Consider the following 14,662-nt stretch of genomic DNA (forward strand, 5'->3'; position numbering starts at 1 on the left):
CGCGCGGCCGCCAAGGGCGGACCAGCAGGGGGAACAAAGGAAATGTTCGAAATAAAGTAAATGACTTGAAAACAACACTCGGCCGGAAAGATGCGGGGCGGCGCCGCGCGCCCTGACAAGTGCGTGAGGGTGTGACCCGCGGTTGTTTCAGCGGTCTCGTGTCCCGGACAAGCGGAGCGCCGATCCGGGACCCAGAAGGCCACACGTTCTGCCGCTGTATGGGCCCCGGCTCAGCAGCGCACCGCACCGGACGGTGCTTCGCATCGCCCGGAGCGCTGCGCTGCGTCCGGGGCACGAGAGCGTGCCTTACGCCAACTTCTTGTTCTGCCGGTTCTTCACGAGATCGTCGACCACGGCGGGATCGGCGAGGGTCGAGGTGTCGCCGAGGCTGCCCGGCTCATCCTCGGCGATCTTGCGCAGGATGCGGCGCATGATCTTGCCGGAGCGGGTCTTGGGCAGGCCCGGCGAGAACTGGATCTGGTCGGGCGCGGCGATCGGACCGATCTCCTTGCGCACCCAGGTGACGAGCTCTTTCCGCAGTTCGTCGCTCGGCTCGACGCCCGCCATCAGGGTGACATAGGCGTAGATGCCCTGGCCCTTGATGTCGTGCGGGTAACCGACCACGGCGGCCTCCGACACCTTCTCATGCGCGACCAGCGCGCTCTCGACTTCCGCGGTGCCCATGCGATGGCCGGAGACGTTGATGACGTCGTCGACGCGGCCGGTGATCCAGTAGTAGCCGTCGGCGTCGCGCCGGCAGCCGTCGCCGGTGAAGTATTTGCCCTTGTAGGTCGAGAAATAGGTCTGCTCGAAACGGGCGTGATCGCCATAGACCGTGCGCATCTGGCCCGGCCATGAACGGGTCAGGCAGAGATTGCCTGATGTCTCACCCTCCAGCACCTTGCCGTCGGCATCGACGATTTCAGGCACCACGCCGAAGAACGGCTGCGTCGCCGAGCCCGGCTTCAGCTTGGTCGCGCCCGGCAGCGGCGTGATCAGAATGCCGCCGGTCTCGGTCTGCCACCAGGTGTCGACGATCGGGCAGCGGTCGTCGCCGACGACGCGGTAGTACCACTCCCAGGCCTCCGGATTGATCGGCTCGCCGACCGAGCCGAGCAGGCGGAGCGAGGCGCGCGAAGTCTTCTTCACGGGCTCGTCGCCCGACTGCATCAGGGCACGGATCGCGGTCGGCGCGGTGTAGAAGATGTTGACCTTGTGCTTGTCGATGACGTTCCAGAATCGCGAATTATCGGGGTAATTCGGCACGCCTTCGAACATCAGCGTGGTCGCGCCGTTGGCGAGCGGCCCGTAGAGAATGTAGCTGTGCCCGGTGACCCAGCCGACGTCGGCGGTGCACCAGTAGATGTCGCCGTCGTGATAGTCGAAGACGTATTGATGCGTCATCGACGCAAACACGAGATAGCCGGCCGACGTGTGCAGCACGCCCTTGGGCTGACCGGTCGAGCCCGAGGTGTAGAGGATGAACAGCGGGTCCTCGGCGTGCATGTGCTCGGCCCGGCATTCGGTCGTCACCATCGCAGCCGCCTCGTGGTACCAGAGGTCGCGCGTCGGGTTCATGTCGATCTTGCCGCCGGTGCGCTTGACCACGACGACCCAGTCGACACCGTCGGCCTTGGCGAGCGCCGCGTCGACATTGGCTTTCAGCGGCACCTTCTTGCCGCCGCGCAGGCCCTCGTCCGCGGTGATGATAACCTTGGATTGGCAGTCGTTGATGCGCTGCGCGAGCGAGTCCGGCGAGAAGCCCGCGAACACCACGGAGTGAACAGCGCCGATCCGCGCGCAGGCCAGCATGGCATAGGCCGCTTCCGGGATCATCGGCAGGTAGATGGTGACGCGGTCGCCTTTCTTGACGTTGCGGGTGCGCAGGATGTTGGCCATCCGGCAGACCTCGTCGTGCAGCTCCTTGTAGGTGATGTGCTTCGACTGCGAGGGATCGTCGCCTTCCCAGATGATCGCGGTCTGGTTGGCGCGTTTGGCGAGATGCCGGTCGATGCAATTATGGGCGACGTTGAGGATGCCGTCCTCGAACCATTTGATCGAGATGTTGCCGGGCGCGAACGAGACGTTCTCGATTCTAGTGGGTGTGTGCATCCAGTCGATGCGCTTGGCCTGCTCGGCCCAGAAGGCGTTCGGGTCCGCGATCGAGCGGGCGTACATGTCCTTGTACTTGGCCTGATCGACCCAGGCGTGCTTGGCCAATTCCGCGGGGACGTCGTAAATCTTCTCGGACATGTTTCCTTTCCCTCCACATACGGCAAGCCAACGCTGGCGAGGCGCAAGCCGACTTGATCGTTGAACCGATTATGCGTCGGGCTAACCGGGCCCGACAAGGAGCACAAGCTGGACCTTTGGTCAGCGGCCGGCCATGAGGAGAATCAAGCCGCAAAAGACCGGCTGTCGCACATGTGAAACAGGCTGGGCAGAGGTTTTCGGCTCTTTACCCAGATCTCCGGAATAGGCCTGCGCAGGGCGCCCATGCGTCGCAGGCGGTATTTAGAAACCTCTTTTCACTGATTCGGGACTCGCAATGCGGTTCGGAACACCCTAAGTGGCTAACCCGGGTCCCAAGAGACCTTCCAAGCGACCCTTGGAACAAAAATCAGAACAGCGACATTGACCGGCAACAGGCAGGGCTAAGGTTTAAGACTATGATGGATCAGCGGAATCTCGGGACGATGCGGCCCGCTTCGGCCGATCCTGCTGCCATTGCGCTGGCCAAAGCCCTCGGACAATGGCCGAAGGTGGCCGGTTCCACACGTCCCAGCCCCAAAAAAATGTTCGACTCGGCGCCCGCGGCGACGGTCGAGGCGCTGGCCAAGGAGCTGGGCCTGCGGCTCGGCGCCCAGAACGAGCTGACCATTCGCCGCATCCGCCGCGGCAAGGGCTATTCCTTCGTCCGCCCCAACGGCGCCCACATCCGAGACGCCCGCACTATCCGCCGGCTCCACGCCATGGCGGTGCCGCCGGCCTATCGCGAGGTGCGCTACTCGGCCGATCCGAGCACACATCTTCAGGCGGTGGGTCGCGATGCCGCGGGCCGGCTGCAGTATCGCTATCACGCCGACTGGGAGAAGGTGCGCGAGCACCGCAAGGCGCATCGCCTGGAGAAGCTCGTCGGCGCGCTGCCCAAAATCCGGCGCAAGGTCTCGGCGTTTCTGTCTGGCGACGAGCCGACGCGGGAATTCGCGCTGTCGGCGGTGATCGAGCTGATTGCGCGCACCGCGATCCGTCCCGGCAATGAATCCTACGCCCGCCTCAACGGCACCCGCGGCGCCACCACGATGCTGAAGTCGAACGTCACGCTCGAGGACGATTGCTTCGTGCTGACCTTCAAGGCGAAGGGCGGCAAAGCCGTGCGCAAGGAGTGCGACGCGGCCAAGCTGGTGCGCGCCATCGGCATCCTCAACGGCGTTCCCGGCAAGCGCATGTTCCAGTATCGCGATGCTTACGGCGTCGTGCGCGCGGTCAGCACCACGCAGGTGAACGAATTCCTGCGCGAGATCGCCGGCATCAAGATTTCGCTGAAGGACTTTCGCACGCTGATGGCCTCTGCCGTCGTCGTCGAGTCGCTGTCGCGAATCACGCCGGCGACCAGCCACCGCGGCCGCAAGAAGCAGGTGCTCGACGCGATCCGCGCCGCCGCCGACAAGCTCTCCAACACGCCGGCGATCTGCCGCAAGAGCTATGTCCACGACACCATCGTCACCGCCTTCGAGGACGGCATCCTGGAGCGATTCGCCGCGACCATGAAGGGGCAGCGCTCGCAGGCCCGGCGTGAGCAGCTTTTGCAACAGGTCGTCGCGACCGCGGCGGTTTAATCCGCCGCAGCGCTACACATTGTCCGAAACACCGTTGTCGGGGCCGGGATCGCGGCCCGCGGCTGCGCTTGTGAGTCGGTCCAGATAATGCGCCCACCCTCTCGCATGCGCGGCCACCTGCTCCTCGTTCGGCAGCCCGCTATGTGTCATGCGCAGCAATGTTCCGCCGTCGCGTTCGATCAGGTCGATCTCGACCAGGCTCGAGCCGGGCGGCACTTCCTGACCGCCCTCCCAGCCGAACGTGTAGGCCAGACGGTGCACCGGCACGACCTCGCGGAAGGCGCCGCGGGCGACCACGCTGCGCGGGCCGATACCGCTAAGCAGATAGAGCCCGCCGGGATGCGGCTCGGTGGTCGCATCCGAGCCCATCCAGCTCAGGATTTTCGAGGGGTCGGTCAAATAGGCGAAGACGGTGGCGCGCGGGGCTGCGATCTGGGTCTCGCGTCGCAATACGAACGGCTCGGTCATCGGCGATGATCCCCTAGGCTGATTTTGGGACATGGCGCCGCCACAGCGCCCCGTCAAGGATTACCCGTGACAAAGGCGGCCGGTCTTCGCCATCATCAGCCGATGCAGCTCTCCCCGACCCTCGCCTGGCTTGTTGACGCGGCCTCCGACAGTGCCGGGGCCGATCGCCTGCTCGCGGAACTCGGTGCCCATCTGATCGCCGACGGCCTGCCGCTCGCGGCCGGCGCCCTGACGCTGGAGGTGCCACATCCGCTGATCGCGAAGCGAACCTGGTTATGGCGTGCGGAGAACGGCCGGGTGATCGAGGCGCTTGGCTTTGCACCGGGCGGATTGGCGCCCGATCCGCCCAACGATGCTGGTCGCCGCTGGTTGCGCGACATCGCAGGCGGCGAGGTCCACGAAGAGATCGTCGGACGGCAAGATGGGCCGTTGCTGGGCTGGATCGGGCCGCGACAGTTCACGGCAGACGAGATCGAGCAATTGCGCCGGGCCGCGCGCTTTGCCGCAACGCCCCTTGCCGTGCTTGCCGCGCGCGCCACGTTGCGGGCAACGCTGGACGCTTATCTCGGCAAGCGCAGTGCAGAGCGGGTGCTGGCGGCGCCGTTGCGACGCGATCTCGGCGAGACCATTCAGGCCGCACTGCTTTACGCAGACTTGCGCAATTTCACGATCCTCTCTGAAACCACGCCGCCCGCCGATGTCATCGCGGCGCTCGACGCCTGGTTCGATCGCATCGCCGGTGCCGTGCATGCCTTCGGCGGCGAGGTGCTGAAGTTCATCGGCGATGGCGTGCTGGCGATTTTTCCGGTGATCGACGCCGCGCCGCGTCACGCCTGCGATTCAGCCCTCCGTGCGGCAGGTGCGGCGAGGGCCGGCATGGCTCATCTCAATGAGGAGCGCCGCGCACGCGGCCTGCCGCCGCTGTCGTTCGGTGCCGCACTTCATCTCGGCGAAATGCTCTGGGGCAATATCGGCGCCGCCAACCGGCTGGACTTCACCGCGATTGGTCCCGCCGTCAACCTCGCGAGCCGGCTCGAAGGATTGTGCAAGCCGCTCGGCCGGACCGTGCTGGTGTCGGGTGCGCTTGCCGCCGAGACGGACGCGCAACTGGTACCGCTCGGAACGCGTGCGCTGCGTGGGATCGCTTCGCCGTGTGAGGTGTTCGCGCTGCCGGAGGCGTGAACGACAGAGGAGACTATAGTCCGCCCATCTTGCAAACCAGCTTCCATTCCTCGGCCGTCACCGGCTGCACCGACAGACGCGAATATTTCACCAGCGCCATGTCGGCGAGTTTTTTCTCGGCCTTGATCGCGGCCATCGTCACCGGTGTCTTCAAGGGCTTGTCGGCCCTGATGTCGACGCAGACGAACTTTTCGGTCTTGTCGGTCGGATCCGGATAGGCCTCCTTGATGACTTCCGCGATGCCGACGATCTCCTTGCCCTCGTTGGAATGATAGAAGAACGCCTTGTCGCCCCTCTTCATCGCGACGAGGTTCTGGCGCGCGGTGTAATTGCGCACGCCGGTCCAGGCCTCGCCCTTGGCGCCCTTCGCGACCTGCTGCTCCCAGGACCACGCCGACGGTTCGGATTTCACCAGCCAGTACGCCATGTTCATTCCTCTGCCTTGAACGGCCGTGTCAGCAGCCCCGAGATCGCGGCGTCGATCGTGCTCCTGCCGCTCAGGATCGCTGCGACCGCCTCTGATACTGGCATCTCGACGTTTTGCGAAGCCCCGAGTTCGATCAGCACCGGCGCGGTGAACTCGCCCTCGGCAAGCTTGCCGGCGGGCGGCTGCTCACCGCGTCCGAGCGCGAGGCCGAGCGCGAAATTGCGCGATTGTGGGCTCGAGCAAGTCAGGATCAGATCGCCGAGGCCGGACAGGCCGGTGAGCGTCTCGCTGCGGGCGCCGAGTGCGCGGCCGAGCCGCGCCAGTTCGCTGAAGCCGCGCGTGGTCAAGGCGGCGAGCGCGGAGGCGCCGAGGTTGCGGCCGACCACGATGCCGGCGGCGATCGCGAGCACGTTCTTGGCAGCGCCGCCGATCTCGACGCCGCGGACATCCGTGGTGTGATAGGGCCGGAAAGTCGCCGAGCCCAGCGCCTGCACCAGCGCGCCCGCCAAGGCCTCATCCTTTGCCGCCAGCGTCACCGCCGTCGGCAGGCCGCGCGCGACATCGTCGGCAAAGCTCGGACCCGACAGGATTGCGGGCAGCGCATGGGGCGCGGCTTCCGCGATCACATCGGTCATGAACTTGTGGGTGCCGTGCTCGATGCCCTTGGCGCAGGCGATGACCGGCACAGGCGTCGAGACGTGCGAGGCCACCATGTTGACCGCGCCGCGCAGATGTTGCGCCGGCGTCGCGATCAGCAGCATGTCGGCACGCGCGGCGAGCGACAGCTCGCTCGTCACCATGATCTCCGGCGCGAGCCGCACGCCGGGCAGCCGCGGATTGTCACGGGTAGATGCGATCCGCGCTGCATGTTCGGCGTTGCGCGCCCACAGCGTCACGTTCCGTCCGGCGCGTGCGGCCACCGTCGCCAGCGCCGTACCCCAGGCACCCGCGCCGATCACCGCGACGGACCGGAACGCAGTCATGGCGCGCTCCCTCTACTCCCTCTCTCCGCTCTTGCGGGGAGAGGGTTGGGGTGAGGGGCCTCTATCCACAAAGACGGCGAGATCTGGAATCGCGGAGAGCCCCCCTCACCCGGATTGCATCTACGATGCAATCCGACCTCTCCCCGCAAGCGGGGCGAGGTGAAGCGGAGCTCGTGGCCGCACCACAGCATTCAGTATCCCGCCCGCGTCTTGCCGTAGCCTGCCGGCGCGGTCGCATTGGCGTCGAGCAGCCAGCGCGCGCGCGGCTGCGCCTCCATCGTATCGGTGATGCCGAGCGCGAGGCGTTCGGCGCCGGCCCAGGCGATCATCGCGCCATTATCGGTGCAGAGTGCGGGCGGCGGTATGATCAGCTGCGTCTGCGCTTCGCGGGCAACGTCGAACAGCGCACCGCGGATCGCCTGATTGGCGGCGACCCCGCCGGCTGCGACCAGCGCGTGCGGCGCGCCGAATTGCTCCCGGAAAAGTCTGAGACCGACCCGCAGCCGGTCGGCCGTGGAATCCAGCACCGCGGCCTGAAAGCTCGCGCAGAGATCGTTGACGTCCTGCGGCGCGATCTCAACCAGCCGGTTCGCTTCGGTGCGGACTGCCGTCTTCAATCCCGACAGGGAGAAGTTGGCATCGGGACGTCCCTGCATCGGCCGCGGGAAGGCGAAGCGCGCCGCATCGCCGTGCGCGGCCGCGCGTTCGACCTGCGGGCCGCCTGGATAGGGTAGGCCCAGCATCTTCGCGACCTTGTCGAAGGCCTCGCCGATCGCGTCATCGACGGTGGTGCCGAGCCGCACATATTGGCCGACGCCGGTGACCGCGACAATCTGGGTGTGGCCGCCGGAGGCGAGGAACAGGCAGTAAGGAAATTCTACGCCATCGGTCAGACGTGGCGTCAGCGCATGCGCCTCGAGATGATTGACCGCGACCAGCGGCGTGTCGTGCACCATCGCGATCGCCTTTGCGGTGGTCAGCCCGACGATGACGCCGCCGATCAAGCCCGGGCCCGCAGCGGCCGCGACGCCGTCGAGCTGGGCATAGTCGATGCCGGCTTCGTGCATGGCACGGTCGATGATGCCGTCGAGCACGTCGACATGGGCGCGCGCCGCGATCTCCGGCACCACGCCGCCGAAGCGGGCATGCTCCTCGACCTGCGACCGCACGATATTGGACAGGATCCTGCCGCTGCCGTCAGGCGCGCGCTCGATCACGGCCGCCGCGGTCTCGTCGCAGGTGGTCTCGATGCCCAGTACCAGCATTGGCGAATTGTTATCCAATTTGCGCCCTTGCGCTCATCCGTAAAGCAGAGTTCTGGTACGTCCGGTAGCATTCCGGGGTTGGCTTGCGCAATCGTCACGCGCCGTCCTCCCTCGCGAATGCGTCGCCGCCACGTGGTCCGGGAACACAAGCGATGTCCATTCTTGTCACACGGCCGCATCCCGACAATGAGGCGACGGCGGAAAATTTGCGCGCGCGGGGACATGTGGTGTTGCTCGCGCCGGTGCTCAAGTTCGAGCCGGTCGCTTTCCATGACGAGAGTGAGACGGGCTATAGCGCCATCATCGTGACATCGGCCAATGCGATCCGCGCCGTCGTGCCGCAATTGCGGGACCTCGGCCTCTTGGAGCTGCCGCTGTTCGCGGTCGGCGAGCACACGGCTGCCGTGGCACGCGAAGTCGGCTTCGCGGACGTGATCGTCGCCGGCGGCGATGCCGCTTCCTTGCGCGACAAGGTGATGCAGAGCGCGCGCGCCAAGGTGCTGAAGAAAAAGAGTACGCTGCTTTATCTTGCGGGCGCCGATCTGTCGCGGGATCTCGGCGGCGAGCTCGGCGCGGAAGGCTTTAGCGTGGTCACTCAGACGACCTACCGTATGGTGCCGGTCAAGCTTCTGCCGCGCGACGTCTGCGACGGCTTTGCCGCGCATGGCATCGCGGCGGTGCTACACTACTCCCGGCGCAGTGCGCGGGCCTTTCTGGATGCGGCCCGGGACGAAGGCGTCGAAATCTCGGCGCTGGCGATCCCGCAATGCTGCCTGTCCGAGACGATCGCCAGCGTGCTGCGCGATGCCGGGGCGTCGCAGGTCCTGGTGGCCGCGACCCCGGACGAAAATGCCCTGTTTGACGCCTTGGAGCGTGCGTTGCGGACCCGTTTGGCGTAAGAGGACGGGCCGAATCCGAGGCAATCGGGCTCGTCTCTGGTAGGAAAGTGTGAGGAACCGTCACGATGGCCGACGACAAGCCTGAAGACGCAGGATTGGCCCCCGAGTCCGGCCGTGCCAAGCGCACCCCGCCTACCATCGACCTCGAGGCGACCGAAGTCTCCACCCAGCCGCAGGATGTGGCGGGTGAACCGGAGGCGCAGCCTTCGGCCGAGCGGGCAAACGCTGAGCAGGCCGGTGCTGAAGACGCCAAGGTCGAGACGGCCAAGGTCGAGGCAACCAAGGCCGAGCCGGAGCATGGCGAGGTGCAGGCGGCCGTTGCATCGGGCGCCATTTCTCCCTGGATCATCGCGCCATTTTCCGGCGCGGTTGCAGCCGCAGTCGTGATCGCGGTCGGCTGGGCGTTGGGTTGGCCCGCGGTGCAGGCGCCGCCGGCCGCGCCGCAAGTGACGAGTGCCACGGTCGATGCGCTGAGCGGACGTGTCGCCGCAGTCGAAGCCAGGACGGGCAAGCCCGCCGCCGATCCGGCCGTCGTCGCGCGGCTCGATGCGCTGGAGAAATCCGTCGGCACCCTGCGCGGCGACATCGCCAATTTGCGCGCGCAATCCGACAAGACCGCGAGCGCACTGAACGACGCGAAATCCGCGTCGGGCGACGCGGCGGCCTCGTCCGGCCTCGCCGCCCTCGACGACCGCATCTCCCGGCTCGAGCGCGCCAGCACCACCGCGCGCGCGGAGCTCGCACAGCAGGGCGAAAAGATCGCCGATGCCAAGGTGATGGACGACAAGTCGTTGCGCTACGTGGTCGCCGCCACCCTGCTCGACGTTGCCGTTCGCCACAATGATCCCTATGAGGCGCAGCTCACTGCTGCGCGGTCGCTCGCGACCAAGCCCGAACTGCTGAAGCCGCTTGATGCGTTTGCCGCGTCAGGGATTCCGACGCCGGTCGCTCTGACCCGCGAGCTCCTCAACATCGTGCCGAAATTGTCGCCGCCGCCGGAGGCGCCGAGCAGCAGCGCCGGCATCGTCGAGCGCCTTCAGGCGGGAGCGTCAAAGCTCGTCCGCATCGAGCGCACCGACGGCGTCGGCAATGACCGCGGCGCCATCGTCGCGCGGGTCACGGCCGCGGCGCTGCGCAACGATTTCGTCGAGGCGCGCCGCGAGCTGAAGACGCTGCCCGAGACCGATCGCGTGCCGGCACAAGCCTGGCTCGAGAAGGCCGACGCGCGCGATGCCGCGCTCGCGGCGTCCCGCAAATTCGCCGACGACGCTCTCGCTGGTCTCGCCAAGCCTGGTCAATAGGCCTGGTCAATAAGATTCGCGCAACGATCCGCGCGTATAGGGATAGCCATGCTTCGCATCGTTCTCTTCCTTGTTCTGATTGCGCTCGCAGGCGCCGGCGCGGCCTGGGTTGCCGATCAGCCCGGCGATGTCGTGCTGACCTGGGGCGGTTTCCGGGCTTCACCGAGCATTCCGGTGTTCGTGCTCTGCCTCGGCATATTCGCAGTCCTGATCGTCTTGCTCTGGAGCATCCTGACCGTGATCTGGCGCGCACCGGGGCGGATGCGCCGCCGCCGGCATGAAAAGCGTCATGCCCGCGGCCGCCACGCCATCACCCACGGCCTGCTCGCGATCGGTCATGGCGATACTGCGCTCGCCCGCCGTCACGCCGAAGCGGCGCGACGACACGCGCCGAACGATCCGCTTGCGCTTCTCCTGCACGCGCAATCGGCTCAGCTCGACGGCAATCGCGACGCGGCACAGCGCGCCTTCCGCGCCATGGCCGAGCGCGAGGATACCCGGCTGCTCGGCCTGCGCGGCCTGTTCATCGAGGCGCAGCGCGCCGACGATGCGGTCGGCGCCGTGATGATCGCGGAGGAAGCGATCAAGCTGTCGCCGTCCTCGACCTGGGCTTCGCATGCGGTGCTCGGCTTCCGCTGTGCGCGCGGCGACTGGAGCGGCGCGCTCGCGATCCTGGATTCGAACCTGTCCGCGGGCCTGATCGACAAGCAGGGCTACCGCCGGCAGCGCGGCGTGCTGCTGACGGCGCGCGCGCTGGAATTGGAGACGATGGACCGCGACGTCGCGCGCGAGAGCGTGATGGAAGCCGTCAAGCTCGCGCCGACCCTGGTGCCGGCGGCGGTGCTCGCCGCGAAATTCGAGAGCGAGGCGCATCAGGTGCGCCGCGCCATGAAGCTGGTCGAGGCTGCCTGGCTTGCCAATCCGCATCCTGATCTTGCCGACGCCTATGCGCATGTCAAACTCGGCGATGCCGCGCGGCAGCGCCTGCAGCGGATCGAGACGCTCGCGGCGAAAACGCCGGCGGACAAGGCCGGCCATGTCGAGGGCCAGCTTGCGATCGCGCGCGCCGCGATCGATGCGTCCGAGTTCGCCCGTGCGCGCAAGGTGCTGGCGCCCTACGTCAACGATCCGACCCAGCGCGTCGCGCTGCTGATGGCCGAGCTCGAGCGCACCGAGCATGGCGACGGCGGCCGTGCCCGCGCCTGGACCTTGCGCGCGGTGCGCGCCCGTCACGACCCGGCCTGGACCGCGGACGGCTATGTCAGCGAACGCTGGCGTCCGGTCTCCCCGGTCACCGGCCGGCTCGACGCCTTCCAGTGGCAGACGCCGGTGGCGAGCCTGCCTTCGGACAAGAGCACGACGATCGAGTCCTCCGCCTTCGAGGAAGCCATGCTCGCGGCCCCCCCGCCGAAGCGGGTAACCGTAGCCAACGATGCGCCGGCGGAACCGGCCGTGATCGCACCTATCCCGACCCCGGCCCCTGCTTTGGCCGCGCAGGACAACGCGCCTCCGGCGGTCGAGGAAGAACCGGTGGTGACACCTGCTGAGCCGGTCGAGCCGGTCCCTGAGGCCGCCGAATCATCGCCGCTGGCGGCAACCCCGGTGTTCCGGGCCCGTGCCGACCTCGGCAAGCCCATACAGGCGCCGATCCAGGCCATCATCCCGATCGTTCGGGCGCCGGATGATCCCGGCATCGATGACGACGGTCCGAGCGATGAATTTACGGAACAAATCGGTACATCCAAGGCCCAGGCCGGCGGTTGGCGCGGATTCTGGTCGCGCTGGGGCGCGTGAGCCGCATTCGCCTGCCGCTTGTCCTTGCCAATCCGGGCCATGCCCGATATCAGGAGCGCGTATCGGGGCCGGCATCGCCCGGGCCCGGCAGGGTTCGCCGCAATAGCTCAGCTGGTAGAGCACGTCATTCGTAATGACGGGGTCGGGGGTTCGAGTCCCTCTTGCGGCACCAGCACTCAGATTTCATCCGATCGTCACAAGCCCAGGTTTTGCCCACTGACGCCCGCGCGCCCGTGATCGCGCTCGATGCTTGTGTCACTGCGGTGCGCTGCTGAAATCGGAGACGGCAGCCGGCGTGATTTTCATCACATAACCTCCCGCGGCCCTCCCGTAGTGTCCTGGTCACGCAAACACGGGGAATTTTCACATGCGCAAGATCATTCTGGTTGCCGCCATGGTTCTGGTCTCTGCATCTGCCGAGGCAGGCGGCGCACGCAGCCTCTCGCTGGCCGCGGCCAATGAGCAGGCCCCGGCTGCACAAGCGGCCGCGCCGACGACCGCAACGACCGAGGTGAGCGAAGTCGCGCCAGTGTCCGACGCTCCGAAATATGTCGATCGTCCGCCGGCGGTTTCGGCCACGGCACCGGCCGCGGCGAACACGACGACGTCGGCGCCTGCCGGGTCCCAGCCTGCGCCCAAGTCCACCGCGAAAGCCGACAAGCCCAGGCACACGCGGACCTGGACCGAAGGCCGCATCATCAGCGAGCTGCACCGCCACGGCGTCTACTGGTAAGCGGCGGCGTGACACTCCCAAAATGGAAATGGCCGGGCTGAGCCCGGCCATCATGCTCGTCGAAACCTGACGCGCTCAGCGCTGCGAAACCGTCTGCACCACGCTCGAGACCGGGCGCGCGTTGGTCGCGCTGGACGCAGGCACCTTCAACTCCCTGAGCACCGCTTCGTCATACTCGGGCAGCGAATCGAATGTCGTCTTCGCCTTGATCTGCACGACCTTGTAGCCACCGGCCTTGAGCCGCGCGAGCAGCGTCGGCAGCGCTTCGCCGGTGCGCTTCTGGAAGTCATGCATCAGGATGATGCCCTTGCCGAGCTTGTCGAGCTTGGTCATCACGTTGCTGATGATCTTGTCCGGCGTGCTCTCCTTGCGGAAATCGAAGGAGTCGACGTCGGTCGAGAAGATTCCGAGGTTGCGGCTGCCGAGATAGCCCACGAGCGCCGGATTCTGCTGAAGCTGCGGGAAGCGGAAGAACGGCGACGGATTGGTGCCGAGCGCCCATTTCACCGCACTGAATCCCTTCTCGATTTCGTCCTTGGCTTCCTGCTCCGTCATCTTCTTGCCGTTGAGATTGACGTGCGACCAGGTGTGCGCGCCCACCGTGTGGCCTTGGGCCAGAACCTGACGCAGGATCTCCGGATGCCAGGTGGCGTGCTTGCCGACCGAGAAGAACAGGCCCTTGGTGCATTCATCGGCCAATGCCTTCAGCACGGCGGGCGTGTTGTGCGGCCACGGACCGTCGTCGAAGGTCAGCACGACCTCCTTGTCGGCAAGGAAATCAAACTGCTTGAACTGCTCGAAGCCAAAGCCCGGGCCGCCCGTCGTGTCGATTTCGACCACGCGCGAGACGCCCAATGCATTCGGATTGGTGCAGGTCGTCGTCTGCTGAACCGGTGCCACCGCCGGTGCGGGCGCTGGCGCGGACCCGGCGGCAGGAGCGGCGGGTTTGCCCGCGAGCGCCGCAGTGGTCTCGACGTCGTCCTTGGCGGCAAGCTTGGCCGGCGCCGGCAGAGGATCGGCCGCACGGGCGGCTGTTGTCTTGGGAGCGCCCTGGTCGGCGCGCGAGGAATAAAAATACCAACCTCCGGCGATCACGACCGCCGCAAGGACACTGGCCAGCATCAGGCCCAACGCATTACGCATCGCTACTCTTTCCAAATACGCAACCAAACCAGCGGAATTGCCCGCGCGCCTCGCCATTAATGCGAAGGAACAGTTAACGTGACACCAACACGACAGCGGTTGCGGTGGAATTTCAGATGAATGCGCCAAAGTGACCGATGTCACGGAGAATGGGCCGCCCGTGACGGTGATCACAGTGGAAAGGATTTTCGGGGAGCATGGTCATTCCCATCAACAACGGGCCCGCTTCCCGCGGTGCCAATGGGAGCTTCGAATGACCACCTCTGCGAACACGAGGTCCTTGACCGCCAAGATCCGCGACACCGGCCTGGCTCTGGGCTTTGCCGTCATCGTCTCGATCATCTCGACCACCTCGGGCTTCGCCTTCTCGGCCGAAGCGCAGCAGATGTGCACCGGCGACGCCTTCCGCTTGTGCTCGTCGGAAATCCCGAACATTCCGAAGATCACCGCGTGCATGACGAAGCATCGCTCCGATCTGAGCGCCGGCTGCCGCGCGGTGATGGACAAGGACCTCGCCAAGGGCGCCTCACGCAAGGTCGCTGACGCCCAGGACGGTCAATAACAGCGCAACGATAGCGTCGTTGCGTCGGTTAGCTTCCCTCGCGATGTGCCCCGGCGTCAAGCCGAG

General features: G+C 66.4%; 13 protein-coding genes and 1 tRNA gene. 8 read left to right on the top strand and 6 right to left on the bottom strand.

Annotated elements, in window-relative coordinates; all coding sequences use genetic code 11:
- Positions 1–306: 306 nt before the first annotated feature.
- The gene (gene acs, locus ABID59_RS31430; protein ID WP_148752804.1) at positions 307–2,253 is read right to left on the bottom strand and encodes an acetate--CoA ligase; all 1,947 of its coding nucleotides are present in this window, start codon (positions 2,251–2,253) and stop codon (positions 307–309) included.
- Between the two features lie 416 nt (positions 2,254–2,669).
- Between acs and ABID59_RS31435 the strand changes: the two genes are divergently transcribed.
- The gene (locus tag ABID59_RS31435) at positions 2,670–3,839 is read left to right on the top strand and encodes a DNA topoisomerase IB (protein WP_354085948.1); all 1,170 of its coding nucleotides are present in this window, start codon (positions 2,670–2,672) and stop codon (positions 3,837–3,839) included.
- 12 nt (positions 3,840–3,851) lie between these two features.
- On the opposite strand, the gene ABID59_RS31440 is transcribed toward ABID59_RS31435, so the two are convergent.
- Complete coding sequence (locus ABID59_RS31440) at positions 3,852–4,307, bottom strand: SRPBCC family protein (protein WP_354085949.1); 456 nt, start codon at positions 4,305–4,307, stop codon at positions 3,852–3,854.
- Between the two features lie 102 nt (positions 4,308–4,409).
- On the opposite strand from ABID59_RS31440, the gene ABID59_RS31445 reads away from it, so the two are divergent.
- Positions 4,410–5,489: an adenylate/guanylate cyclase domain-containing protein gene (locus ABID59_RS31445; RefSeq protein ID WP_354085984.1), complete on the top strand. Its 1,080-nt coding sequence runs from the start codon at positions 4,410–4,412 to the stop codon at positions 5,487–5,489.
- A 13-nt stretch (positions 5,490–5,502) separates the two neighbouring features.
- Here ABID59_RS31445 and ABID59_RS31450 read toward each other — a convergent pair whose 3' ends face one another.
- The 3 genes from ABID59_RS31450 to tsaD all read right to left on the bottom strand — a co-directional run bounded on the left by ABID59_RS31450 (position 5,503) and on the right by tsaD (position 8,164).
- The gene (locus ABID59_RS31450) at positions 5,503–5,916 is read right to left on the bottom strand and encodes an EVE domain-containing protein (RefSeq protein WP_354031182.1); all 414 of its coding nucleotides are present in this window, start codon (positions 5,914–5,916) and stop codon (positions 5,503–5,505) included.
- Positions 5,917–5,918: 2 nt separating this feature from the next.
- Positions 5,919–6,899 (bottom strand): NAD(P)H-dependent glycerol-3-phosphate dehydrogenase, encoded by a 981-nt coding sequence (locus ABID59_RS31455; protein WP_148752809.1) that lies wholly within the window; start codon positions 6,897–6,899, stop codon positions 5,919–5,921.
- 191 nt (positions 6,900–7,090) lie between these two features.
- On the bottom strand, positions 7,091–8,164 hold the full coding sequence (gene tsaD, locus ABID59_RS31460) for a tRNA (adenosine(37)-N6)-threonylcarbamoyltransferase complex transferase subunit TsaD (RefSeq protein ID WP_354031180.1): 1,074 nt from the start codon (positions 8,162–8,164) through the stop codon (positions 7,091–7,093).
- A 152-nt stretch (positions 8,165–8,316) separates the two neighbouring features.
- On the opposite strand from tsaD, the gene ABID59_RS31465 reads away from it, so the two are divergent.
- The 5 genes from ABID59_RS31465 (at position 8,317) to ABID59_RS31485 (ending at position 12,891) form a co-directional block, all read left to right on the top strand.
- Positions 8,317–9,063: a uroporphyrinogen-III synthase gene (locus ABID59_RS31465; protein ID WP_148752811.1), complete on the top strand. Its 747-nt coding sequence runs from the start codon at positions 8,317–8,319 to the stop codon at positions 9,061–9,063.
- A gap of 65 nt (positions 9,064–9,128) precedes the next feature.
- On the top strand, positions 9,129–10,364 hold the full coding sequence (locus ABID59_RS31470; protein WP_354031179.1) for a COG4223 family protein: 1,236 nt from the start codon (positions 9,129–9,131) through the stop codon (positions 10,362–10,364).
- Positions 10,365–10,412: 48 nt separating this feature from the next.
- The gene (locus ABID59_RS31475; protein WP_354085950.1) at positions 10,413–12,158 is read left to right on the top strand and encodes a heme biosynthesis protein HemY; all 1,746 of its coding nucleotides are present in this window, start codon (positions 10,413–10,415) and stop codon (positions 12,156–12,158) included.
- A gap of 96 nt (positions 12,159–12,254) precedes the next feature.
- Positions 12,255–12,330: transfer RNA gene (locus tag ABID59_RS31480), tRNA-Thr, on the top strand.
- A 195-nt stretch (positions 12,331–12,525) separates the two neighbouring features.
- Positions 12,526–12,891: a hypothetical protein gene (locus ABID59_RS31485; protein WP_354031177.1), complete on the top strand. Its 366-nt coding sequence runs from the start codon at positions 12,526–12,528 to the stop codon at positions 12,889–12,891.
- Positions 12,892–12,966: 75 nt separating this feature from the next.
- Here the strand turns inward: ABID59_RS31485 and ABID59_RS31490 are convergent, their stop codons facing one another.
- Entirely contained in the window at positions 12,967–14,034 is a 1,068-nt protein-coding gene (locus tag ABID59_RS31490; protein WP_148752815.1) for a polysaccharide deacetylase family protein, read from the bottom strand.
- 253 nt (positions 14,035–14,287) lie between these two features.
- On the opposite strand from ABID59_RS31490, the gene ABID59_RS31495 reads away from it, so the two are divergent.
- The gene (locus ABID59_RS31495) at positions 14,288–14,596 is read left to right on the top strand and encodes a hypothetical protein (RefSeq protein ID WP_354085951.1); all 309 of its coding nucleotides are present in this window, start codon (positions 14,288–14,290) and stop codon (positions 14,594–14,596) included.
- The last annotated feature ends 66 nt before the right edge of the window (positions 14,597–14,662 follow it).

This window comes from Bradyrhizobium sp. S3.3.6, from assembly GCF_040546905.1.
Classification (GTDB): domain Bacteria; phylum Pseudomonadota; class Alphaproteobacteria; order Rhizobiales; family Xanthobacteraceae; genus Bradyrhizobium; species Bradyrhizobium cytisi.

Coding starts and splice junctions, on each gene's coding strand:
- acs (WP_148752804.1), bottom strand. CDS start 2,253: ATGTCCGAGAAGATTTACGACGTCCCCGCGGAATTGGCCAAGCACGCC.
- ABID59_RS31435 (WP_354085948.1), top strand. CDS start 2,670: ATGATGGATCAGCGGAATCTCGGGACGATGCGGCCCGCTTCGGCCGAT.
- ABID59_RS31440 (WP_354085949.1), bottom strand. CDS start 4,307: ATGACCGAGCCGTTCGTATTGCGACGCGAGACCCAGATCGCAGCCCCG.
- ABID59_RS31445 (WP_354085984.1), top strand. CDS start 4,410: ATGCAGCTCTCCCCGACCCTCGCCTGGCTTGTTGACGCGGCCTCCGAC.
- ABID59_RS31450 (WP_354031182.1), bottom strand. CDS start 5,916: ATGGCGTACTGGCTGGTGAAATCCGAACCGTCGGCGTGGTCCTGGGAG.
- ABID59_RS31455 (WP_148752809.1), bottom strand. CDS start 6,899: ATGACTGCGTTCCGGTCCGTCGCGGTGATCGGCGCGGGTGCCTGGGGT.
- tsaD (WP_354031180.1), bottom strand. CDS start 8,164: ATGCTGGTACTGGGCATCGAGACCACCTGCGACGAGACCGCGGCGGCC.
- ABID59_RS31465 (WP_148752811.1), top strand. CDS start 8,317: ATGTCCATTCTTGTCACACGGCCGCATCCCGACAATGAGGCGACGGCG.
- ABID59_RS31470 (WP_354031179.1), top strand. CDS start 9,129: ATGGCCGACGACAAGCCTGAAGACGCAGGATTGGCCCCCGAGTCCGGC.
- ABID59_RS31475 (WP_354085950.1), top strand. CDS start 10,413: ATGCTTCGCATCGTTCTCTTCCTTGTTCTGATTGCGCTCGCAGGCGCC.
- ABID59_RS31485 (WP_354031177.1), top strand. CDS start 12,526: ATGCGCAAGATCATTCTGGTTGCCGCCATGGTTCTGGTCTCTGCATCT.
- ABID59_RS31490 (WP_148752815.1), bottom strand. CDS start 14,034: ATGCGTAATGCGTTGGGCCTGATGCTGGCCAGTGTCCTTGCGGCGGTC.
- ABID59_RS31495 (WP_354085951.1), top strand. CDS start 14,288: ATGACCACCTCTGCGAACACGAGGTCCTTGACCGCCAAGATCCGCGAC.